We start from the raw sequence: 22204 nt of genomic DNA, 5'->3' as shown, positions 1-22204 counted from the left end.
AAATCAGTGGGTTGTCACAGAAAAAAGGCTTGCCCAATAAAAATCACCGTGCTAGTTCTAATAGTCATTCGCGGTAGAAACCGCCCCAATTTCACAGGATTTCCGGTTGTAACTATGAACATGGCCTCCCGTTTCGTCAGCATTATTGTGGTCCTAGTGGTGATTATTATCTCACCGCTCGGGGCTCGTTTAGCTGCACGGAACAAGGGATAGACCCACCACCGGACAGAACGAAACAAGCGACCCCTGAGCCTCACAGCTCGGGGGTTTTTTTTCGACCAAAGGACAGGATTTTCCACATGAACGGCGCGCAGTTTTTGGTACAGGCTCTCAAGAAACAGGGTGTGACCCAGGTGTTTGGTTACCCGGGCGGGGCCATCATGCCGGTCTACGATGCTCTGTATGACGGTGGTCTGGCCCATCAGCTCTGCCGCCACGAGCAGGGTGCCGCCATGGCCGCGGTCGGTTATGCCCGCGCCTCCGGTCAGGTGGGGGTCTGCATCGCTACTTCCGGCCCCGGCGCCACCAATCTGGTGACCGGTCTGGCGGAGGCGCTGCTCGATTCGGTGCCGCTGGTGGCCATCAGCGGTCAGGTGCCCTGTTCAGCCATCGGTACCGATGCGTTTCAGGAGGTCGACGTGCTCGGCATGTCCCTCTCCTGCACCAAGCACTCCTTCATGGTGACTGATGCCGCCGATCTGGGACGCGTGTTGGCAGAGGCTTTCGCCATCGCCACCGAAGGGCGCCCCGGTCCTGTGCTGATCGATCTCCCCAAGGATGTGCAACTGGCCGCGGTGCCGCCCCAGAGCCCGCTGTTTGCAGTGGAGGAGCCGGAGGCGCTCAACCCCTCGGAGTTGACTGCTGCCCGCACCCTGCTGGCCGCCGCCAAGTGCCCGGTGCTCTACGTTGGCGGTGGGGTGGGCATGGCCAATGCCGAGCAGCAGCTGCGCGAGTTTGCCGCCGCCACCGGCATGCCTGCAGTCACCACCCTCAAGGGGATAGGGGCGCTCGATCCCGACAGCACTGTTTATCTGGGCATGCTCGGCATGCACGGCACCAAGGCGGCCAACTATGCGGTGCAGCAGTGCGATCTACTGCTGGTGGTAGGTGCTCGTTTCGATGATCGGGTGACCGGCAAGCTGGAGGAGTTCGCTCCCGAGGCCAAGGTGATCCATCTCGATGTGGATGCTGCCGAGTTCGGCAAGCGCCGCGCCGCCGAGGTGGGGATCACCACGGATCTCAAACAGGTGCTGCCGCGCCTCGCCATGACTCTCGACATCGCCCCCTGGCGTGAACACTGCGCCGCCATGGCCCGCGAATATGCGTTTCGCTACGACCATCCGGGTCAGGCCATCTATGCCCCGGCTCTGCTCAAACAGCTATCTGCCAGGTTGCCGGAGAGCAGCGTGGTCGCCTGCGACGTGGGTCAGCACCAGATGTGGGTGGCCCAGCACATGCGTTTCACCAGCCCGCGCAACCACCTCTCCAGCGCCGGTCTCGGCACCATGGGTTTCGGTCTGCCCGCCGCCATCGGCGCCAAGATGTCGCGCCCGGAGGATGAAGTGGTGCTGGTAAGCGGTGACGGCTCTTTCATGATGAACGTGCAGGAGCTCGGCACCATCCGCCGGGCCCGGCTCAAGGTGAAGATGGTGCTGCTGGATAACCAGCGCCTCGGCATGGTGCGCCAGTGGCAGGAGCTGTTCTTCGACGGCCGCTACAGCGAGACCATCCTCTCCGACAACCCCGATTTCGTCGCCCTGGCTGCCGCTTTCGGCATTCCGGGTGAGACCATCACATGCAAGGAGCAGATATCCGGAGCCCTCGATCGCCTGCTGGCAAGCGAGAGTGCCTACCTGCTGCATGTGGCCATTTCAGAGGAAGAAAACGTCTGGCCCCTGGTTCCGCCGGGAGTCGCCAACCACCAGATGATGGAGCAACGCCCATGAACCCGCACACCCTTGCCCAGCCAGCATTTGCACAACACACCCTGCATATCCACGCCCAGCCCAGACCGGAAGTGATGGAGCGGGTGCTGCGGGTGGTGCGCCACCGCGGCTTCAATCTCTGCGCCTTGAATATGGAGCAGGATTGCCAACAGCTGCGGATCACGGTTACTGTCGAGTCGGTGCGTCCCATCCAGCAGTTGTGGAGCCAGCTGGTGAAGCTGGTGGACGTCTCCCGGGTCGATGCACTGGAACAGCAACCCCGGATCAGAGCTTAAGGAGCCAAGCCAATGTCACAGCCTTCCCAATCTGCCACTCACCCCCAATACATCTGGTTCAACGGCAAACTGGTGCCCTGGCAGGATGCCCAGGTGCACGTGATGAGTCACGCCCTGCACTATGGCTCCTCGGTGTTCGAGGGTGTACGTGCCTACGATACCCCCAAAGGCACCTGCATCTTCCGTCTGCAGGAGCACACCCGCCGCCTGTTCGACTCCGCCAAAATCTACTGGATGGACGTTCCCTACAGCGAGGCCGACGTGAATGAAGCCTGCCGCACAGTGGTGCGCGAGAACGGCCTGAAGAGCGGCTACCTGCGCCCGCTGGCCTTTGTCGGCAACGTGGGGCTGGGGCTGCATCCGCCGCTGGATGCCAAGGCCGACCTGATGGTAGCCGCCCTGCCCTGGGGCGCCTATCTGGGGGAGGAGGGGCTGAAAAACGGGGTGGATGTCTGCGTTACTTCGTGGAACCGGCTCGCTCCCAACACCATCCCCACCGGCGCCAAGGCGGGGGGCAACTATTTGTCCTCCCAGTTGATCAGCCGTGAGGCCAAGCGCAACGGCTTTGCCGAGGGGCTGGCGCTGGATGTGAACGGCTACCTGAGCGAAGGGGCGGGGGAGAACCTGTTTCTGGTGAAGAACGGCGTGCTGTTTACCCCGCCTGCTACCGCCGCCATCCTGCCGGGCATCACCCGCGACACCATCATGACGCTGGCGCGGGATCTGGGTTACGAGGTGCGCGAGCAGGCGCTGCCCCGCGAGGCGCTCTATGTTGCAGACGAAATCTTCATGACCGGCACCGCCGCCGAAGTGACCCCGGTGCGCTCCGTCGATCGGATGAAGGTAGGGGCTGGCAGCCGTGGCCCGGTGACCGAGCAGCTGCAGAACGCCTTCTTCGGCCTGTTCAATGGAAAGACCGAGGACAAGTGGGGTTGGCTGACGCCCGTCAACGACTGATGAGGGAGGGGAGGCACCATGCCTCCCCGAGTCGCTTCCGGTGAGAGCTTCTCAGAGGAGTGCTCACCAGGATCGATTCCGATCCACTCGTATCATCACCGCATAACGCATCGAGCCCATATGGGCATTCAGGGAGTAGAGACATGCCGAAGTTGAGATCCGCCACCACCACCCACGGACGTAACATGGCCGGGGCCCGCGCCCTGTGGCGTGCCACCGGAATGACCGATCAGGATTTCGGCAAGCCCATCATCGCCGTGGTCAACTCCTTCACCCAGTTCGTGCCGGGCCACGTCCACCTCAAGGACCTGGGCCAGCTGGTGGCGCGTGAGATCGAGGCCGCAGGCGGCGTTGCTAAGGAGTTCAACACAATCGCCGTGGATGACGGCATCGCCATGGGCCATGGCGGCATGCTCTACTCCCTGCCATCGCGGGAGCTGATTGCCGACTCGGTGGAGTACATGGTCAATGCCCACTGCGCCGATGCCATGGTCTGTATCTCCAACTGCGACAAGATCACCCCGGGGATGCTGATGGCCGCCTTGCGCATCAACATCCCGGTCATTTTTGTCTCCGGCGGCCCGATGGAAGCGGGCAAGACCAAGCTCTCCGACCAGATCATCAAGCTGGATCTGGTGGACGCCATGATCCAGGGCGCCGATCCCAAGGTCTCCGACGCCCAGAGCGAGCAGGTGGAGCGCAGCGCCTGCCCCACCTGCGGATCCTGCTCCGGCATGTTTACCGCCAACTCCATGAACTGTCTGACCGAGGCGCTCGGTCTCTCCCAGCCGGGCAACGGCTCCCTGCTGGCGACCCACAGCGACCGCGAGCAATTGTTCAAGCTGGCGGGTCAGCGCATCGTGACTTTGGCCAAGCGCTGGTATGAGCAGGACGATGCCTCGGCACTGCCGCGCAACATCGCCACCAAGGCGGCGTTCGAGAACGCAATGGCGCTGGATATCGCCATGGGTGGCTCCACCAATACCGTGCTGCACCTGCTGGCGGCGGCGCAGGAGGCGGGTGTCGACTTCGCCATGGCCGACATCGACCGCATGTCCCGCAAGGTGCCCCAACTGTGCAAGGTGGCACCCTCCACCCAGAAGTACCATATGGAAGATGTGCACCGTGCCGGTGGTGTGGTCGCCATTCTGGGCCAGCTGGAAAAAGCGGGTCTGGTGCATGGAGATACCCGTACCGTGCTGGGTTGCTCCCTCGTCGAACAGCTCAATGAATATGACGTCAGCCGCCAGCCCAGTCAGGAGGTGGTGGACTTCTACCGCGCCGGCCCTGCCGGTATCCGCACCACCAAGGCGTTCAGTCAGGATTGCCGCTGGCCGGAGCTGGATCTGGACAGAGCCGAAGGCTGCATCCGCTCGCTGGATAACGCCTACAGCCAGGAGGGCGGCCTTGCCGTGCTTTCCGGCAACCTCGCGGTCAACGGTGCCATCGTCAAGACTGCCGGAGTGGATGAAGAGAACCTCACCTTCCGTGGCCCGGCCCGGGTATTCGAGAGTCAGGAGAGCGCGGTGAGCGGCATCCTTGACGGTACCGTGAAAGCGGGCGAGGTTGTGGTGATCCGCTACGAAGGGCCGAAAGGGGGTCCGGGCATGCAGGAGATGCTCTACCCCACCACCTATCTAAAATCCATGGGACTCGGCAAGGCGTGTGCCCTCATCACCGATGGCCGCTTCTCCGGCGGTACCTCGGGTCTCTCCATCGGCCACGTCTCGCCGGAGGCTGCTTCCGGCGGCACCATAGGTCTGGTGGAGGATGGCGACATCATCAGCATCAATATCCCGGCCCGCAGCATGGTGCTGGAGGTGGCCGACAGCGTGCTGGCTGCCCGCCGTGTTGCCGTTGAAGCCCGTGGCTGGAAGCCGCTCGATCGTCAGCGTCAGGTCTCCTTTGCCCTGCGCGCCTACGCCATGTTCGCCACCAGCGCTGATAAAGGCGCGGTGCGCGATCGCTCGATGCTGGGGGAATAAATCATGGTCTCTGCGGCGGATTATCTACGCAAGGTGTTGCTCTCCCCCGTCTATGAGGCGGCGCGGGTCACCCCCTTGCAAACCCTGAAGAAACTCTCCGAGCGGCTCGGCAACCACGTCAGCCTGAAGCGGGAGGATCTGCAACCGGTCCACTCCTTCAAGCTGCGCGGTGCCTACCACAAGATCGCCACCCTGACCGAGGAGCAGAAGGCGCGCGGTGTCATCGCAGCCTCTGCCGGCAACCACGCCCAGGGGGTCGCCCTGTCGGCCGCCAAGCTCGGCATCAAGGCGATCATCGTGATGCCCAAGACCACGCCGGATATCAAGATCGATGCGGTGCGCCGGCAGGGCGGCAACGTCATGCTGTTTGGCAACAGTTTCGACGAGGCCTACGGCGAGAGCCGCCGCCTCGCCACGCTGGAGGGCTACACCCTGATCCCGCCGTTTGACGACGTCGAGGTGATCGCCGGGCAGGGCACCATCGGCAAGGAGCTGTTGGAGCAGGATACCCACCTCACTCACGTGTTCGTGCCGGTGGGCGGCGGCGGGCTGGCCGCCGGGGTAGCGGTCTATATCAAGCAGCTGCTGCCGGATGTGAAGGTGATCGGGGTGGAGGCTGAAGGCTCCGCTTGTCTCAAGGCAGCCATGGCTGCTGGCGAGCCGGTCAATCTGGAGCGGGTCTCCCTGTTTGCCGACGGGGTGGCGGTCAAGCGTATCGGCGAGGAGACCTTCCGCCTCTGCAACCAGTATCTGGACGAGGTGGTGACCGTCTCCAACGACCAGATCTGCGCCGCACTGAAAGACATCTTCGACGACTGCCGCGCCATCGCCGAGCCGTCGGGTGCCCTGTCTCTGGCAGGCCTCAAGGCCTACAGCGAGCGGGAGCAGGTGAAAGGGGGGCGGATGGCGGCCATTCTGTCCGGTGCCAACGTCAACTTCCACAGCCTGCGCTACGTGTCGGAGCGCTGCGAGATTGGCGAGAAGCGCGAGGGCATGCTGGCGGTGACCATCCCCGAGCGCAAGGGGGCCTTCCTCGACTTCTGCCGTCAGCTCGGGCCGCGCATGGTGACCGAGTTCAACTACCGCTATGCCGATGCCGAGCAGGCGTCGCTGTTCGTCTCGGTGCGTCTCACCGGCGGTGACGAGGAGCTGGGCCAGATCATCGATCAACTCGGCGGCAACGGCTACCCGGTGGTCAATATGACCGAGAGCGAGCTGGCCAAGAATCATGTGCGCTATATGATTGGCGGCCGCCCGGCCCGGCCCCTTGGTGAACGTCTCTACAGCTTCAAGTTCCCGGAGCAGCCTGGCGCTTTGATGCGCTTCCTCGAGACCTTGGGCTGTCGCTGGAACATCAGCCTGTTCCACTACCGCAACCACGGTGCCGACTACGGCCGCGTGCTCTGCGCTTTCGAGCTGCCGGACGAGGACGTGGCCGCCTTCCACGACTACCTGCGCGAGATTGGTTACGGCTGGAAAGAGGTGAGCGACGACCCGGCCTACCGGCTGTTCCTGGCCAGTTGAGCAAGGGGGCTGCAACAACTCGTCGGGAGGGAGGCGTTATGCCTCCATTTTCTATTGCTGCGTGTGGATAGGTCCACTCCGTACGACGCAACGTCATGGTTTAACTGGCAAAATAGTGTGAATAGGTACACAGGTGATTTTTACGCCGGATATTGCTGGCAAGCTCACACTCCTGATGGCTTGGTCATTTGAGGCTGCGTTCGGATGGGATACCCTGAATAGCGGAGAGGCCGCCTGACGGCTTCACACAGGGAAAGTGCGCACTCAGGCGCCCATAACGACTTATTGCAGAGGCGAAAATATGAATAAATCCATGCTTGCCGTATTGGTCAGTGGTTTGCTGGCGGCCGGAGCCGTGCAGGCCGCCGCTCAGGACAATACCTGGTATGTCGGTGGCAAGGCCGGTTGGTCCAATTACTATGGCGTTGACCACAACCAGTATGCCGAGTCGATTGCCCAGACGTTGGGTAATACCAGCGAGAACACGGATGATCTGGGTCTGGGCCTGTTCGCCGGTTACCAGCTCAACCCCAACCTGGGCTTCGAGCTGGGTTATGACTGGCTTGGCAAATACGACACCACTTCTGGCACTGGCGCCAATACCCTCAATACCGAAGCCAAGAGCCAGATGATTCAGGCCACCATGAAGATCAGCTTCCCGGCAACAAATGTGCTCGATCTTTATGGTCGACTGGGCGGCGCCTATGCCTGGACGGATAGCGAGATCAGCTTCGCCAATACCAGCGAGACCGGTAAAAAGCATGGCGCCGCCTTCGTTGGTGCGCTGGGTGCCGAATATGCCATCGATCGTGATTGGGCAGCCCGTCTGGAGTACCAGTACACCACGCCGCTGGGAGATGCGTCTCTCGATCGCTCCGGTATCGAGATGGATAACGGCCTGATCTCGTTCGGGATGCTCTATCGCTTCGGTCAGCAAGGTGGCGAGGTTGCTGCACCGGCGCCCGCTCCGGCAGCCGAACCGGCACCTGTAGCCGTGGTTGAGCCCAAGACCTTCAGTCTGAGTTCCGATGTGCTGTTCGAGTTCAACAAGGCGACCCTGAAACCGGCTGCCAATCAGGCGCTCGATGCCCTGTTCAGCCAGATTGTGGCGGCCAATCCGAAAGATGGTGTCGCAACTGTCATCGGTTATACCGACCGCATCGGTTCCGACAACTACAACCTGGCCCTCTCCGAGAAGCGGGCCCAGAGCGTGGCCAGCTATCTGGTATCCAAAGGCTTGTATGCCGACAAGGTACGGGTCGAGGGGCGTGGCAAGGCCAATCCGGTTACTGGCAACAACTGCGCCAGCCGCTCCAAGCAGGAGCTGATTGCCTGTCTGGCACCGGATCGCCGGGTGGAAATCCATCTGGAAGGGGTCTCCCAGCCTGTCCAATAAGCAGAGCAACGGGATCGATAAATGTAAAAACGGGAGGCTTGGCCTCCCGTTTCTTATGGGGTGTTTACGATGTCGTGCCTCAGAGCCCGAACAGCGGGCGCAGGCGGATGCCGATCAGGCTGCCAGCGAGGGCCATCAGCATCCAGACCCAGCCATGCAGGCTGCCAGAGGCGGTGCCATCGAAGAAGCCGCCGAGGTTGCAGGCGGCGTACATGGCGCCCATCCCCATCAACAGGCCGCCGATGATGGAGGCCAGACTGTTGCCGATCCGCATCGGGGCGAAGTTGCCGCCACCGCTCAAACAGCGCGCCAGCATGGCCCCCAGAATGCCGAGCCAGAACATGCCGACCATGGGATTGATGAAGAGTGGCTGGGCCAGCTTGGGGTTGCCTTCGAACAGGCCGAACAGGGAGGCGCCGCGCAGCGCCATGTCATAGACGGCGCCGGTGATGGTCCAGGCCGAGCCGTGCAGGGCGACGACAGTGGAGTTGAGCAGGGCGATGATGATGCCGCCGGTCAGCACGGTGAAGCGGCCATCGCGCCAGAACAGATTGCCGCCGCTGAAGAGGGGCTTGAGCTCGCCGGTACGCTTGAGTTCGCTGTTGCGAAATAGCAGGAACAGCGCGGCGACCAGCGCCAGGTTGAGCAGCATGCCGCTCCAGATATTGCCGGTCAGATCCCGGGCTAATACCACATGGCTGGAGAAGGTAGCCTCCAGTTCGGGGCGGAACTGGTTGCTGATGAGGGTGCCGATGCCGTAGCAGATCAGCACCAGCCAGAAGCGGGGTTGCCCCTCACCGCAGCAATAAAGAGTGCCGGTGGCGCAGACGCCTGCCAGCTGCATGCCGATACCGAACAGGAAGGCACCGATGATGAAGGGAATGCCGATAGCCATCACGTTGCCCACCATGGCATCGCCAAACAGGGCGTGGCTAAAGGAGAGGAAGGTGGTGAACAGCAGAATTTCGATGGCGATGGTGAGCAGGTGAACCCGCACATAGTAGCTGTTGCGCTTGGTCAGCATTTCGCGCCAACCGAATACAATGCCGAAGCGACTGAAGGAGAGGGTGAAGCCGAATCCGAATCCGATCAGGGCCATCAGAGCCCATTTCATACCAAAGGTGTTGCCAAGCCAGAGTAACGCTCCCCCCGCGATTGCCACGATGGGGAGCGACCATTTTCGAGTCATGTCAGTTGATCCTTGCAGTTGGTTTTTAGAGGGGCGGATCCTATTCCCTCACGGAGTCTAATGCTACCCATTTAACCAGTGCAGAGAAAAAGAGGAGCGCTGACTCCCGTCAGCGCCGGGGATCAATGGCGGGTGGTGTCGAGATGGAAGTGGTGAGTCTGTCTGGTCAGGATGCGGGCGTGCTGGGCGACCATGGTCGCCTCTTCGGCGGCCTGACTGGCGCTCTGGTTGGCCTCGGCCGCCAACCGCGACATCTCCCCGACCTGATGGTGGATCCCCTGCACCAGCCGGGTCTCATCGCTCATCAACTGATCGACATGAGCGATGCGCTGGTTGATCTCCTCGCAGCTCTGCGCGATCCGGGCGACGCTCTGGCGCGCTGTCATCGTGTGAGTGACCGCCTGTTCGACCCGGGCCAGCTCGGTATCCATCTCGCTGGCGGCGCGCAGGCTGACATCCTGGATCTTGCCGATGATGGTGTTGATCTCGGTGGTGGCGCTGCCGGTGCGGGTCGCCAGCGAGCGTACTTCATCAGCTACCACGGCAAAACCGCGTCCCTGTTCACCTGCCCGCGCCGCTTCAATGGCGGCGTTCAGCGCCAGCAGATTGGTCTGCTCCGCAATATCGTGAATGGCGCCCGCCAGCCCGGCAATCTGCTGCGAGAGGCCAGCCAGATCCGAAATGGTATGGGAGACCTGCTTCACTCCCGTGACTTGCTCCCCGATCACCTGTTCCACGGTGTGGATGGCGAGTGTCGCCTCTTGTGCCCGCTCTGCTGACTGCAGGGTTTGCTCCCCCACCTGATGCAGCTGGCTACCCGCCTGTTCAATGGAGTGGGTGAGCTGTTCGATGGCCTGTTCGATATGGTGGGCCGCCCCGACCTGTGCCTGACTGTCATCGGTGTGCCGTTGTGCCATGGCGGTCAGGCTGGTGGCGCGATCATCCAGCGTACTGGCGCTGCGCTGCAGCGACTCCACTAGGGTTGCCAGCTGGTCACGCATGGCCCCGATCTGGCGGATCAGCTCGCCGATGGCGTCGAGGCCCGGCTCTGGCATGGGGCGGTTCAACTCCCCTTCGGCGATGGCGGCGGTGGCCTTGCCAGCGGCCAGCAGCCGCTGTTGGGTGGGGCGTCCCAGCCAGAAGATGAGCCCAGCCCCCAGCAGTGCGGCGCACAACAGCAGTCCGTAGCAGAGTCGGGTGGTGTTGGCGAGATGGGCCATCTGCTCGGCTGCATACTCGTTGCCGCGGATGACGGTGGCGTCCACCCCTAGCCGGTGGGCGTTATAGAGGGTGTGCAGGCGCGTCGCAATCGTGCCCGCCTGTGCCAGATCCCCCGCCTTTATGGCGGGGACAAACCTGTCGTTGAGCAACTGCCAGAACAGCTCCCCCTGCACTTTTTGCTCCCCCAGCAGCAGCTCCCTGAGGGGCTCGTTCAGGCTGCTCTCTTGCCAGAAGCGGTTGCGGCTCTCGAACTCTTGCTGCAGCCGGGCGAGGGTTTGCAGCAGGGCCTCCCGCTCCTCCGGTTTGGCATGGAGCAGGGTGTAGACCTGCAACTGGGATTCGATGAGGTAGAGGGGCGGCGGCAGAATATCGGCTACCACATCCTTCCCCTGTCCCATCTGATCGGCTGCGCTCCGGACCGAATAAAGCCCGAAAAAGCTGATGGAGATCAGCGTGATAATGACCATGATCCCCAGAACCTGACCAAAAAGCAGGGATCTGTCGTGAATGTGCTTGAGCATGTTGCCTCCATTCGGCTCCGTTCATGGATAGCATAGCTCTCTGGCGGGATAGTGAGACTCGGGTGTGGTCTGTTGATGGCGAGTCGGCTCTGGAGAAGGGGAGGTTGCAGTCAGAAGGCCGCTGGTGGCACGAAAAAGAACCCCGGCTGATGAGCCGGGGTCGATGGTGGTGAGGCGGTGTCAGGTCCGGCTTGGCGCGGCTTTGCCGCTGCGCAGCCCATCCAGACTGAACAGCACCAGCGCGCTCCAGATGCAGGCAAAGGTGAGCAGTTTGTCCATCGCCAGCGCTTCCCCATAGAGGGTGACCGCGAGGATGAACATCAGGCTGGGGCCTATGTACTGGAAGAAGCCCAGGGTGGAGAGCTTGAGCCGGGTCGCGGCGGCGGTGAAGCAGAGCAGGGGGGCCGTGGTGACGGCGCCTGCGGCGATCAGCAGCAGGTTGAGGTGCCAGTCGTTCTGGGTGAGATGGCTGGTGGGGCTGTCGGCAAAGCCCCACAGATAGATGGCCGCTGGCGGCAGCATGATCATGGTTTCGATCAGCAGACCGGTGAGGGCATCTAGGGCCAGTTTTTTGCGCACCAACCCATAGATGGCAAAGCTCGACGCCAGCACCAGCGCAATCCAGGGCAAGGAGCCAAAGGCGATAAGCTGGATGGCTACGCCGGCAAAGGCCAGCGCCACCGCCCACCACTGCAGGCGGCGCAGTTTCTCGCTCAGAAACACCATTCCCAACAGTACGTTGAACAGCGGGTTGATGTAGTAGCCGAGGCTGGCATCCAGCATATGGCCGTTGTTGATGGCCCAGATGAACAGCAGCCAGTTGCCGCCGACGGTAATCGAGGTAAACGCCAGGGTGAGCAGCACTTTTGGCTGGCGCAGCACCGCCTGCACCTTGTGCCACTGGCGCCCTGCCAGGGTGAGCACCATCAGCAGCACGCAGGACCAGATCATCCGGTGGGTCAGGATCTCGGCGGCCGGAACGGCAGAGATGGTCTTGAAATAGATGGGGGCTATGCCCCAAAGGGTATAGGCGCACAGGGCGTAGATGACGCCCTGACGCTGGATCTGTTGCGGCATGCGGATGACCTTTACTGAAGCGTTGGATGCGGGAAAACATCGCAAAAAATCAGTGTAGCGATCCTTTTGCGGGGAAAGAAGCGAATAAACGAAGTTTGAGGGATAAGAGGAGTGTGGCTGGCCGGTCAGCCTTTACCACGGCGGATCTTGTCGACGTCCATCAACAGCCACAACATCAGGGCGATGGCGGAGATCCAGGGGCCCCAGGTCACGTAGGCCTCGCCGTGCCCCAGCACGAAGAACAGCAGGGGCAAACCGATCACCAGAAAAAGTACGCTTCCCAGAAAAAATAGCATTTTTGTCTTTATATTTAACATGTTGGCTTTTTTATCATTATAAGGATTGAGCCCGGTGATGGAAGGCCAAAAATGCAAAAGGGGGATTTCTCCCCCTTTTTGATCCGATACTGCTGCTTTGTCGTGTTATTCCAGCTGAATCCAGGTGCTTTTCAGCTCGGTGTACTTCTCCAGTGCATGAAGTGACTTGTCGCGACCGTTGCCGGACTGTTTGAAGCCGCCAAACGGCATGGTCATGTCACCACCATCCCAGTTGTTGACGAACACGGTGCCAGCGCGCAGGGCGCGGGAACCTTTCACCGCCTTGTTGAGATCCGCCGTCCAGATCGCCGCCGCCAGGCCGTAGTCGGTGTCATTGCCTAGCGCAATGGCCTCTTCCAGTGTATCGAAGCCGGTCACCGCCAGCACAGGGCCGAAGATTTCCTCGCGGAAGATGCGCATCTGCGGGGTCACGTCGTCGAAAATGGTGGGTTCGATATAGAAGCCGCCACTCTCCATATTGGTGCGGTTGCCGCCCAGCAGCAGCTTGGCCCCCTCCTGCTTGCCAATCTCGATATAGCGCAGCACCTGCTCCATCTGGATGTGATCCACCATGGCGCCGATGCGGGTCGCAGGGTCGAGCGGGTTGGCCGAGATCCACTCGCGGGCATGGGCCAGCAGTCGCTCCATAAATTGCGGTTTGATGCTGTTTTGCACCAGCAGGCGGGAGGCGGCGGTGCATACTTCGCCCTGGTTGTAGAAGATAGCGCCAGCGGCGCTCTTGGCCGCGGCGTCCAGATCCGGCGCATCCGCCAGTATGATGTTGGGGCTCTTGCCGCCGCACTCCATAAAGGCTCGCTTGAGGTTGGACTTGCCGGAGCACTCCACCAGATGTTTGCCGATCTTGGTGGAGCCGGTGAAGGTGATGCAGTCCACATCCATATGCATGGCCAGCGCCTCGCCCACGGTGTGGCCAAAGCCCGGCAGCACGTTGAACACGCCGTCCGGAATACCCGCCTCCTTGGCCAGACCTGCGATACGCAGGGCTGTCAGGGGCGATTTTTCGGAAGGTTTGAGAATGACCGAGTTGCCGGTAGCGAGCGCCGGGCCCAGCTTCCAGCAGGCCATCACCAGCGGGAAGTTCCACGGCACGATGGCGGCAACCACCCCGAGCGCTTCGCGGGTCACCAGCGCCAGTGCTGACTCCTCCACCGGGGCGACCTGATCGTAGATCTTGTCGATCGCTTCGGCGTTCCAGGCGATGCAGTTGGCGGCGGCGGGGGCGTCATAGCCCATAGCGTCGCCGATGGGTTTGCCCATATCCAGCGACTCCAGCAGCGCCAGCTCCACCTTGTTGAGGCGCATCAGCTCGGCGAAGCGCTGCATGATCTGTTTGCGCTGTTTCGGCGGCAGGCCGCTCCAACGCTTGTCGTTGAAGGCGTCACGGGCAGCCTGTACCGCCAGTTCGGCATCGGCGGCATCGCAGGCCGCCACCTTGGTCAGCAGCTTGCCGTTGGCCGGGTTGATGCAATCGAAGGTGGCGCCATTGACGGCATCCCGATAGCTGCCGTTGATAAAGGCTTGCGAGGGCAGGGTCAGATGGGCGGCCTTGTGTTGCCACTGGGCCAGGGTAAGGTCACTCATGTTCACTCCTTGAACCGGCAAAAGTCAGTTTCCGCGTATCAATATGCTAAACATCCTGCCGCTTGTAAATCCATCTTGTAACAATTCATTAAACATTGCCCCCCTGCCGATGCGCCTCTGAATGTCAGAAACTGGCGGGGGTGTTGGCTGAAATCAGCACGCACTCCTGTTCGCCACTATTGCGAAAACGGTGGGGGGTGCGGCTGTCGAAGTAGTAGCCATCCCCGGCGCCCAGCAGGTAGATCTGCTCGCCCACGGTCACTTCAACTTCGCCCTTGATGACGATGCCGCACTCTTCACCCTCGTGGCTCAGCATGTCGTCGCCGGTGTCGGCGCCAGGTGGCAGCACCTCCTGCAACATGCCGATGGCGCGGTTGGCTCGGCTGTGCCCGACCAGCCGGTAGCTGATGGGATGCGTGCCGAGATCCGGCATATCGGCGGCGCGGAAGATCACTTCGGTGCCCATTTCAGTCTCTTCGGTGAAGAAGCTGGCCAGCGACATGGGGATCCCTTCCAGCACCTTGCGCAGGGAGGCGACAGAGGGGCTCACCTGATTTTTCTCGATCTGGGAGATAAATCCGTTGGTCACACCGGAGCGCTTGGCCAGCTCGCGCTGGGAGAGGGCTGCCTTGGTGCGAACCGCCTTGAGGCGGTGACCGATATCCATCTATAGACACTCCTTGACTGTTTACTATTATTAAAATTGTGTTAAATATCTTATACCACCCTGCTGATGCGTCTAGCTAGGGGTGGCACCAGACAGGGCGATAACGGGCCCTTTTTTATGGATTCAGGTGTTTAATTTAATAGGCATTGGCCGACAGTTGCTAAACACCTTAAGGATGAGGTGACCATGAAACCGATCAGCGACATCAATACGCCCTCCGACATGTCCGCCTTCTGGATGCCGTTCACCGCCAACCGGCAGTTCAAGGCGGCGCCGCGTATCCTGAAGTCGGCAGAGGGGATGTATTATCACTCAGAGGATGGCCGCAAGATACTGGATGGCACAGCCGGACTCTGGTGTTGCAACGCGGGCCATGGTCGGCGCGAGATTGCCGAGGCGGTCTCCCAGCAGATTTCCCACCTCGATTTCGCCCCCACATTCCAGATGGGCCACCCCCTGCCGTTCGAGCTGGCCAACAAGCTGGTGGAGATCGCTCCCAAGGGGTTTGGCCACGTTTTCTACACCAACTCCGGTTCCGAGTCGGTCGATACCGCGCTCAAAATCGCGCTGGCCTGGCAGCGGACTCGCGGTCAGGGCACCCGCACTCGGCTGATTGGCCGCGAGCGTGGCTATCACGGGGTCGGCTTTGGCGGCATCTCTGTGGGGGGGATTCCCGGCAACCGCAAGTGGTTCGGCTCCCTGCTGACCGGGGTGGATCATCTGCCCCATACCCTCAACATCGCCAAGAACGCCTTCACCAAAGGGCTGCCTGAGGAGGATGTGGCGCTGGCCGACGAGCTGGAGAAGATCGTCTTCCTGCACGATGCCAGCAATATCGCGGCGGTGATCGTCGAGCCCATCGCTGGCAGTACCGGCGTGTTGATGCCCCCCAAAGGCTACCTCAAGCGGCTGCGGGAGATCTGCACCAAACACGGCATCCTGCTGATTTTTGACGAGGTGATCACCGGTTTCGGCCGCCTCGGTTCCCCCTTCGCCGCGCAGGAGTTCGATGTCATCCCCGACATGATCACCTGCGCCAAGGGGCTGACCAACGGCGCTATCCCCATGGGCGCGGTGCTGGTGCAGAAGCACATTTATGACGACATGATAGCGGCAGGAAAGGGGGCTATCGAGCTGTTCCACGGCTACACCTACTCCGGTCATCCTGTGGCTGCGGCTGCGGGGCTCGCGACCCTCGAAATCTATCGCAACGAGAACCTGCTCAGCCGCGCCGCCGATCTGGCGGGCTACTGGGAGGAGGCGGCCCATTCGCTGAAGGGCTGCAAGCATGTGAAGGATGTGCGCAACTACGGGCTGGTGGCGGGTATCGAGCTGGAGTCCATGCCGGATGCACCGGGCAAGCGCGCCTACGAGGTGTTCGTGCGCTGCTTCGAGAAGGGGGCATTGATCCGGGTGACCGGCGACATCATCGCCCTGTCGCCGCCCCTCATCATCGAGCGCAGCCAGATCGACGATCTCTTCACCCTGCTGCAGGATGCCCTGCAGGCACAACCCTAACCCATTTGATGGCCCCGCACTGGCGGGGCCTTGCGTTGGTTTGCTCAGCGCATTTACCACATCAGTTATCACGGAGGATACATGACATACAGGGTCAGCAACTTCATCAACGGCCAACCGCAGGAGAGTCGCAGCGAGCGCCAGGGGGCCATCTTCAACCCAGCCTGCGGCAACCAGCAGGGGAGTGTCGGGCTTTCCAGCGCCGCCGAGTGTCAGGAGGCGATCGCCATCGCCGAGCGCGCCTTTGCCGACTGGTCGCAAACCCCCCCGCTGGTGCGGGCCCGGGTCTTTTTCCGCTTCAAGGAGTTGATGGAGCGGCACAGGGACGAGCTCGCCCAGCTCATCAGCCGCGAACACGGCAAGGTCTTCTCTGATGCGCAGGGTGAGCTGACCCGCGGGTTGGAGGTGGTGGAGTTTGCCTGCGGCATTCCCCATCTGCTCAAGGGGGAGCACTCCCTCAACGTCGGTCGCGGGGTAGACAGCTACTCTATGATGCAGCCGGTCGGGGTTTGCGCCGGTATCACCCCGTTCAACTTCCCGGCCATGGTGCCGCTCTGGATGTTCCCGGTCGCCATCGCCTGCGGCAATACCTTTATTCTCAAACCCTCCGAGAAGGATCCCTCTCTCTCGCTACGGATGGCCGAGCTGCTCAAGGAGGCCGGTCTGCCTGACGGCGTGCTCAACGTGGTGAACGGTGACAAGGAGGTGGTGGATGTGCTGCTGACCGACCCGCGAGTAGGGGCCGTGTCGTTTGTCGGTTCCACCCCCATCGCCCAGTACATCTATGCCACCGCGTCGGCCCACGGCAAACGGGTGCAGGCGTTGGGCGGCGCCAAGAACCACATGGTGGTGATGCCGGATGCAGACCTCGATCAGGCGGTCTCCGCCCTGATGGGGGCCGCTTATGGGGCCGCGGGTGAGCGCTGCATGGCTATTTCGGTGGCCGTGGTAGTGGGGGACGAAACCGCCGATGCGCTGGTGGCCAAACTGACGCCGCTGGTGGAAAAACTGCGGGTGGGCCCGGGGCTGGGGCAGAGCCCGGAGAACGAAATGGGGCCGCTCATCAGCAAGGAGCATCTGGCCAAGGTGCGCGGCTACGTGGATCAGGGGGTGGCCGAAGGGGCCGTGCTGCGGGTCGATGGTCGCACGCTGAACCACGATGAGGGTTACTTCATCGGTGGCTGCCTGTTTGATGAGGTAACCCCCGAGATGCGTATCTATCGCGAGGAGATCTTCGGCCCTGTGCTCTCTATCGTGCGGGTGCCGGACTACGAGACGGCGATGCGCCTTATCAACGAACACGAGTACGGCAATGGTACCGCCATCTTTACCTGTGATGGCGACACCGCGCGGGACTTCACTGCGCGGGTGCAGGTCGGTATGGTAGGGGTGAACGTCCCCATTCCGGTGCCGATGGCGTTTCACAGCTTTGGCGGCTGGAAGCGCTCCATCTTCGGGCCGCTCAACATGCACGGGCCGGATGGGGTTCGCTTTTATACCCGGATGAAGACGGTGACGGCGCGCTGGCCACAGAGTCTGCGCAGTGGTGCCGAGTTCTCCATGCCGACCATGAAGTGACGCGCTGGCGCGTGCTCATGGCCTAACCTCTTGCCCCCGCCGGTCAATGATTGACGGGGGCGAACTCTGTAAAGGAACAACAGATGCGATTGGGAATTCTCGATTGTGACCGGCTCGATCCCGATCTGGCGGATCGTTTTGGCCCCGTTTACTCCGAGATGTTTATCAGGGGCTTTGCGGCCCTGGCCCCCGAACTGGAATTTCGGGTCTGGTCGGCTCTCGATGGGGAGCTGCCGGAGGATCTGCACGAGTGCGATGCCTGGCTCATCACAGGCTCGCGCCACGATGCTTACAGCGATATTCCCTGGATTCAGGCACTGCGGGCGTGGATCCGTCAGGCGCACGATGCCGACGTCAAGCTGGCCGGTGTCTGCTTCGGTCATCAGGTGATCGCCCAGGCGCTGGGCGGCGAGGTGGTGAAGTCTACCAAGGGGTGGGGACTGGGAGTGTCGGTACATCCCATGTTGGCAGATGAGCCCTGGATGGCGCCGTCGCGGGATCAGATCCGCATTCTGGCCAGCCATCAGGATCAGGTGGCCCTGCTGCCGCCGGGGGCGACCCGACTGGCGGGCAACGATTTTTGTCCCAACTTCATGTTTTTGCAGGGTGATCACATCGTCGCCATTCAGGGGCATCCGGAGTTCTCGGTGGAGTACAACCGGGCGCTGATCGAGCGGCGCCGCGGCCTGTTGCCCGACGAGCGCTACCAGAGCAGCCTCTCCTCGCTGGAGGGGGAGGTGGATTCGGCGACTATGATGCAGTGGCTGCTGCAGTTTCTGGGGATCCTGCCGCTGCGGGCTGGCGCGGCCTGAACCCGGTTTGTCAGCCACCCCTTCGGATGCTAGATTTTGTAGCAAAATGAAGGATCAAGCGCTGAAATGTCGGGATCGGATGGTACACTGGCCGCCCATGTGGCGGCCTGTTTGTCTGGCTTGATTGCCGTCCCGGCCTGAGCCAAACCTGTCTGAGCCAAACCAGTGTGAGAGTGTGACGCCTTGAAACTACAGCAATTGAAGTATTTGATCGCGATCCGGGACCACAACCTCAATGTGTCCGTGGCTTCCGATGCGCTCTTCACCAGTCAGCCGGGGGTCAGCAAACAGATTGGCCTGCTGGAGAGCGAGCTGGGGGTGCGGATTTTCGAGCGCCGTGGCAAGCACCTGCACCGCATTACGCCGGTGGGGGAAGAGATCATCAAGTGTGCCGAGGCGATGCTCAATATCGAGAGCAAGATCAAGGCGATCTCCCGCGAGTATCTGGACCCGACCGTGGGCACCCTCAATATTCACACCACCCACACCATCGCCCGCTACCTGCTGCCCAAGTCGGTCACCTACTTCACCAAGAAGTACCCCAAGATCTCGTTCCACCTCCATCCGGTAATGTCGGCGAGCAAGGAGCAGATCAGCAAGGGTTACTCCGATTTCTCCATCGTTGCCCACGAGATTGGCTTCGACAAGGAGCTGATCGCGCTGCCCGCCTACCTCTGGACCCTCTCGCTGGTGGTGCCGCAGGATCACCCGCTGGCCAAGGTGAAGAAGCCGACCCTGGAGCAGCTCTGCCACTACCCGATCCTCAGCTACGAGAGTGGCGCCACTGGCCGACAGGTGCAGGACGAGGTATTCCATGCCGCCGGTCTCACCCCGAGCTACTACATGACGGTGATGGACGCCGGGGTGATCAAACGCTACGTGGAGCTAGGCTTTGGCATCGGCATCATCTCCTCGCTGGTGGCCAACGACACCGACAGCCCCGGGCTGGTCTCCATCAATCTGGAGCACCTGTTCAAGCCCTGCCCGGCGCAGATCTGTTTCAGCAAGAGCATCCTGCTGCAGAACTACATGTATGACTTCATCAGCTCCTTCTCGCCCCACCTCACCAAAGAGGTGATCCAGAGCGTGATGCAGCAGCCGAGTCAGGCACGCATCGACGAGCTGCTGGCCGGGGTGGAGCTGCCCATCTATTGATCCCGATCGGATTCCCGATCGCTGCCGGTTGTCTCTTCTGTCAGGCTGGGCTCTACTCGGGGTTCAGCCTGTCTCTTTTGGGCTATCTCCATCGTCCGAGGTCTCTATGTCCCGCATTCTGCTGCTTGCCAATCTCAACTGTGATCATGTGCTCTCCCTCTCCGAACCTCTGGTGGCGGGGGCCCGGCTGCAATATGTGGATCAGGGGCGCAGGCTGGGAGGTGGTGCCGCCAATACCGGCATCGGGCTGGTGTGGGCGGGCCACGAGGTGACCATTGCTTCCCGTATCGGGCTGGACGAGACCGGCGACTGGCTGCTGGAGCAGGCGGCCGGTTACGGGCTGGATTGCAGCCATGTGGAACGCTTTGGCGGCGAGACCGGCGAGCTGCTGATCCTGGTCGACTCCACTGGCGAGCGCACCATACTGCGCCGCCCGCGGCGTCCCGACCTGCCCGGCGATCTGCCGCTGGAGGGGGTGGATTGCCTCTATGTGAACTATCCCGGCACCGCCATCATCAGTTACATGCGCCAGATGCTCGGCAAGAGCTTCGTGGTAGCCCAGTATCCCAAGGGCGGCCAAGCGCGCCGTCCCTGTCACGTGCTGGTGGCCTCCCGCTCCGATCTCGGCGAGGTGAGCGACCCTTGGCAACATGCCCGCCAGCTGGCGGGGGAGCAGCTCGAATGGCTGGTGCTGACCGAAGGAAAGGCGGGCGCAGTGGCCATCCACGGCGATGAGCAGATCCGGGTTGCCGCTCGGCCCGTCTCGGTGGTCGATACCACGGGGGCAGGGGATGCCTTCGCCGGCGGATTGATCCATGGCCTGGCGCGGGGCATGGCGATCAAGGATGCGTTGCAGTGCGCGGTGGACTGGGGCGCATTTGCCGTCGCCTCCGAGAGCTCCATTCCCTCGGTCGCGCTGAAAAACTGGCTGAAACAACCCCACTGAACCACCTCTCTACTGGTCGATTGAGGGGCGGTTTGCGGGCCATATGGCTGCTGGTCGAAGGGGCTTGGTGAGGGGGACAATTCGGGAGATTTACCCGCTATAAAGCGGGTAAACGCCGGGCTAACCCGGCAAGTTTGCGATCAATCAAAGAAAGTGTCGATTTATGTGCATCTTCATCGACACCCGGTTGTGCTGCTCTTAACCTGTCACTCCGCAACTCAGATTAAGAGACAGGCCCCCCTCTGGCGAACCAATTGGCAAACAGAGGTAAACCGGTTGTCTCCTGCCTCTTAGCTCAACGTTGTCGTCCTGATTCCTGGCTTGTAGTAAGAGGCAAGTGCGACCATGCAACTGACACGATTTACCGACTACGCCCTGCGTACCCTGACCTTCCTGGCGGTTCAGCCGGGGGATCGTCTGTCGACCATTACCGAAGTGGCCGATACCTTCGGCATCTCTCGCAACCACGTGGTCAAAATTGTGCACCAGCTTGGCATCAAGGGGTACATCGAGACGGTACGCGGCAAGCACGGTGGCATCCGCCTCGGTCGCTCGGCGGTCTCCATCAATTTGCGGGATGTGGTGATGGACATGGAGCATGTGCTCTGTCCGGTCGATTGCAAGCGTGAAAACTGCCGTCTCTCCGGTGGTTGCCGCATTCAGGGCATTCTGCGCCGCGCCATGAACGCTTTCCTCGAAGTGCTGGGTGAGTACACCCTGGCTGATGCGGTGCGCGATCCCAACCGTCTCTGCCACCTGCTGGGTATCGAGCAAGAGACTATTGTGACCATGGCCTGACAGGGCGCGGATATCGAACAAGATGTGAAAGGGGCCTGATGGCCCCTTTTGCTTTTGTACGCAGGTGGTTTTTAGCGACTGCCTGGCTGGCGGATCAGGGTGATGGCGCCGTGCAGGCAGGCGAGGCCACAGGCACCGCAGCCATTGCAGGCATCCATATTGACGTTGATGCCATCGGCCGTGGCCTTGATCGCCTGTTGCGGGCAGGCATCTTCACAGAGCAGGCAGTAGAAGCCCTGCCGTGCCTGACAACTCTCTTCAATCTGTACCCGGGTCTGCACCTGACGGCCCAGTTGCAGGTCGAGGGCGCCGGTGGGACAGGCTCTGGCGCAGCTGCCGCAGTAGCTGCACTGGCCGCAGGCGAGATCGAGTACCGGGGTACCGGCGATGGGGCTCCCCTCGTACTCCTCCTGGGTGGCCGGTTTGAGCAGACCGCGCGGGCAGGCCTTGAAACACGCGCCACAGCGGGTGCAGAGGGAGAGGTACTGGGACTCCTCGATGGCCCACGGCGGGCGCGCTTCATGGCAAACCACGGCGGGCTTGCGCGAAGCTTGCCAATCTTGTGTCAGCCAACGGAGGAAATAGTGAGTCATGCTCGCCCCTGATACCCATTAGGGGTTAATTTTATCGAAGTTTCGGGAAGCAGGCCAGAGAATAGCGGCCGTCAGGATCGCAAGCGCAGTTGCCCTTGTGTAAGCTAGGCGGGTCTTTTTACGTGGT

At 61.6% G+C, this 22204-nt stretch carries 19 protein-coding genes; 12 read left to right on the top strand and 7 right to left on the bottom strand.

Features of this window, described 5'->3' with window-relative positions; genetic code table 11:
- Positions 1-299: 299 nt before the first annotated feature.
- The 6 genes from ilvG to ompA all read left to right on the top strand — a co-directional run bounded on the left by ilvG (position 300) and on the right by ompA (position 8083).
- Entirely contained in the window at positions 300-1946 is a 1647-nt protein-coding gene (gene ilvG, locus AB5Z02_RS12430; RefSeq protein WP_368216082.1) for an acetolactate synthase 2 catalytic subunit, read from the top strand.
- Positions 1943-2221 (top strand): acetolactate synthase 2 small subunit, encoded by a 279-nt coding sequence (ilvM, locus tag AB5Z02_RS12425; protein WP_005342011.1) that lies wholly within the window; start codon positions 1943-1945, stop codon positions 2219-2221. The genes ilvG and ilvM overlap by 4 nt, the downstream gene beginning before the upstream one ends.
- A 12-nt stretch (positions 2222-2233) precedes the next feature.
- Positions 2234-3178, top strand: a complete 945-nt coding sequence (locus AB5Z02_RS12420; RefSeq protein ID WP_201930966.1) for a branched-chain amino acid transaminase — start codon at positions 2234-2236, stop codon at positions 3176-3178.
- A 143-nt stretch (positions 3179-3321) separates the two neighbouring features.
- Entirely contained in the window at positions 3322-5163 is a 1842-nt protein-coding gene (gene ilvD / locus AB5Z02_RS12415) for a dihydroxy-acid dehydratase (RefSeq protein ID WP_368216081.1), read from the top strand.
- A 3-nt stretch (positions 5164-5166) separates the two neighbouring features.
- Complete coding sequence (gene ilvA, locus AB5Z02_RS12410) at positions 5167-6687, top strand: threonine ammonia-lyase, biosynthetic (protein ID WP_106844317.1); 1521 nt, start codon at positions 5167-5169, stop codon at positions 6685-6687.
- 301 nt (positions 6688-6988) lie between these two features.
- A complete protein-coding gene (gene ompA / locus AB5Z02_RS12405; protein ID WP_368216080.1) occupies positions 6989-8083 on the top strand; it encodes a porin OmpA in 1095 nt (364 codons plus the stop codon).
- A 79-nt stretch (positions 8084-8162) separates the two neighbouring features.
- Here the strand turns inward: ompA and AB5Z02_RS12400 are convergent, their stop codons facing one another.
- The 6 genes from AB5Z02_RS12400 to AB5Z02_RS12375 form a co-directional block, all read right to left on the bottom strand.
- Entirely contained in the window at positions 8163-9272 is a 1110-nt protein-coding gene (locus AB5Z02_RS12400) for a YeeE/YedE thiosulfate transporter family protein (RefSeq protein WP_368216079.1), read from the bottom strand.
- 122 nt (positions 9273-9394) lie between these two features.
- Positions 9395-11014, bottom strand: a complete 1620-nt coding sequence (locus AB5Z02_RS12395) for a methyl-accepting chemotaxis protein (RefSeq protein WP_368216078.1) — start codon at positions 11012-11014, stop codon at positions 9395-9397.
- Between the two features lie 180 nt (positions 11015-11194).
- Positions 11195-12091 carry an EamA family transporter RarD gene (gene rarD / locus AB5Z02_RS12390; protein ID WP_111900971.1) on the bottom strand — a complete coding sequence of 299 codons (897 nt, stop codon included), beginning with the start codon at positions 12089-12091 and terminating at the stop codon, positions 11195-11197.
- 125 nt (positions 12092-12216) lie between these two features.
- Positions 12217-12387, bottom strand: a complete 171-nt coding sequence (locus AB5Z02_RS12385) for a hypothetical protein (protein ID WP_005341999.1) — start codon at positions 12385-12387, stop codon at positions 12217-12219.
- A 126-nt stretch (positions 12388-12513) separates the two neighbouring features.
- Positions 12514-14010 carry an aldehyde dehydrogenase gene (locus tag AB5Z02_RS12380; RefSeq protein ID WP_042079772.1) on the bottom strand — a complete coding sequence of 499 codons (1497 nt, stop codon included), beginning with the start codon at positions 14008-14010 and terminating at the stop codon, positions 12514-12516.
- Between the two features lie 124 nt (positions 14011-14134).
- A complete protein-coding gene (locus AB5Z02_RS12375) occupies positions 14135-14677 on the bottom strand; it encodes a cupin domain-containing protein (RefSeq protein WP_005339643.1) in 543 nt (180 codons plus the stop codon).
- 186 nt (positions 14678-14863) lie between these two features.
- On the opposite strand from AB5Z02_RS12375, the gene AB5Z02_RS12370 reads away from it, so the two are divergent.
- The 6 genes from AB5Z02_RS12370 (at position 14864) to AB5Z02_RS12345 (ending at position 21484) form a co-directional block, all read left to right on the top strand.
- Entirely contained in the window at positions 14864-16195 is a 1332-nt protein-coding gene (locus AB5Z02_RS12370; protein WP_368216077.1) for an aspartate aminotransferase family protein, read from the top strand.
- An 81-nt stretch (positions 16196-16276) separates the two neighbouring features.
- Positions 16277-17773, top strand: a complete 1497-nt coding sequence (locus AB5Z02_RS12365; RefSeq protein ID WP_368216076.1) for a CoA-acylating methylmalonate-semialdehyde dehydrogenase — start codon at positions 16277-16279, stop codon at positions 17771-17773.
- A gap of 83 nt (positions 17774-17856) precedes the next feature.
- Complete coding sequence (locus tag AB5Z02_RS12360; RefSeq protein WP_139441137.1) at positions 17857-18585, top strand: glutamine amidotransferase; 729 nt, start codon at positions 17857-17859, stop codon at positions 18583-18585.
- Positions 18586-18768: 183 nt separating this feature from the next.
- The gene (locus AB5Z02_RS12355) at positions 18769-19740 is read left to right on the top strand and encodes a LysR substrate-binding domain-containing protein (RefSeq protein WP_005356189.1); all 972 of its coding nucleotides are present in this window, start codon (positions 18769-18771) and stop codon (positions 19738-19740) included.
- Positions 19741-19846: 106 nt separating this feature from the next.
- Positions 19847-20686, top strand: a complete 840-nt coding sequence (locus AB5Z02_RS12350) for a PfkB family carbohydrate kinase (protein ID WP_005339652.1) — start codon at positions 19847-19849, stop codon at positions 20684-20686.
- A gap of 345 nt (positions 20687-21031) precedes the next feature.
- Entirely contained in the window at positions 21032-21484 is a 453-nt protein-coding gene (locus AB5Z02_RS12345; protein ID WP_005339654.1) for an Rrf2 family transcriptional regulator, read from the top strand.
- Between the two features lie 71 nt (positions 21485-21555).
- On the opposite strand, the gene AB5Z02_RS12340 is transcribed toward AB5Z02_RS12345, so the two are convergent.
- Positions 21556-22077 (bottom strand): ferredoxin-type protein NapF, encoded by a 522-nt coding sequence (locus AB5Z02_RS12340; protein WP_368216075.1) that lies wholly within the window; start codon positions 22075-22077, stop codon positions 21556-21558.
- Positions 22078-22204: the final 127 nt, after the last annotated feature.

The sequence above is a fragment of the Aeromonas sp. R2-3 genome (assembly GCF_040908375.1).
Taxonomy (GTDB): Bacteria; Pseudomonadota; Gammaproteobacteria; order Enterobacterales; family Aeromonadaceae; genus Aeromonas; species Aeromonas veronii.
Note: the sequence above shows the minus strand (reverse complement) of the source record. Positions and strands in the feature narration are given on the sequence as shown.

Excerpts from the sequence above, each read along its gene's own strand:
- AB5Z02_RS12380 (WP_042079772.1), bottom strand. The coding sequence starts at position 14,010 with ATGAGTGACCTTACCCTGGCCCAGTGGCAACACAAGGCCGCCCATCTG.
- AB5Z02_RS12375 (WP_005339643.1), bottom strand. The coding sequence starts at position 14,677 with ATGGATATCGGTCACCGCCTCAAGGCGGTTCGCACCAAGGCAGCCCTC.
- AB5Z02_RS12420 (WP_201930966.1), top strand. The coding sequence starts at position 2,234 with ATGTCACAGCCTTCCCAATCTGCCACTCACCCCCAATACATCTGGTTC.
- ilvM (WP_005342011.1), top strand. The coding sequence starts at position 1,943 with ATGAACCCGCACACCCTTGCCCAGCCAGCATTTGCACAACACACCCTG.
- AB5Z02_RS12365 (WP_368216076.1), top strand. The coding sequence starts at position 16,277 with ATGACATACAGGGTCAGCAACTTCATCAACGGCCAACCGCAGGAGAGT.
- AB5Z02_RS12400 (WP_368216079.1), bottom strand. The coding sequence starts at position 9,272 with ATGACTCGAAAATGGTCGCTCCCCATCGTGGCAATCGCGGGGGGAGCG.
- AB5Z02_RS12370 (WP_368216077.1), top strand. The coding sequence starts at position 14,864 with ATGAAACCGATCAGCGACATCAATACGCCCTCCGACATGTCCGCCTTC.
- AB5Z02_RS12340 (WP_368216075.1), bottom strand. The coding sequence starts at position 22,077 with ATGACTCACTATTTCCTCCGTTGGCTGACACAAGATTGGCAAGCTTCG.
- AB5Z02_RS12345 (WP_005339654.1), top strand. The coding sequence starts at position 21,032 with ATGCAACTGACACGATTTACCGACTACGCCCTGCGTACCCTGACCTTC.
- ilvA (WP_106844317.1), top strand. The coding sequence starts at position 5,167 with ATGGTCTCTGCGGCGGATTATCTACGCAAGGTGTTGCTCTCCCCCGTC.
- rarD (WP_111900971.1), bottom strand. The coding sequence starts at position 12,091 with ATGCCGCAACAGATCCAGCGTCAGGGCGTCATCTACGCCCTGTGCGCC.
- AB5Z02_RS12360 (WP_139441137.1), top strand. The coding sequence starts at position 17,857 with ATGCGATTGGGAATTCTCGATTGTGACCGGCTCGATCCCGATCTGGCG.
- AB5Z02_RS12385 (WP_005341999.1), bottom strand. The coding sequence starts at position 12,387 with ATGCTATTTTTTCTGGGAAGCGTACTTTTTCTGGTGATCGGTTTGCCC.
- ompA (WP_368216080.1), top strand. The coding sequence starts at position 6,989 with ATGAATAAATCCATGCTTGCCGTATTGGTCAGTGGTTTGCTGGCGGCC.
- AB5Z02_RS12395 (WP_368216078.1), bottom strand. The coding sequence starts at position 11,014 with ATGCTCAAGCACATTCACGACAGATCCCTGCTTTTTGGTCAGGTTCTG.
- AB5Z02_RS12350 (WP_005339652.1), top strand. The coding sequence starts at position 19,847 with ATGTCCCGCATTCTGCTGCTTGCCAATCTCAACTGTGATCATGTGCTC.
- ilvG (WP_368216082.1), top strand. The coding sequence starts at position 300 with ATGAACGGCGCGCAGTTTTTGGTACAGGCTCTCAAGAAACAGGGTGTG.
- ilvD (WP_368216081.1), top strand. The coding sequence starts at position 3,322 with ATGCCGAAGTTGAGATCCGCCACCACCACCCACGGACGTAACATGGCC.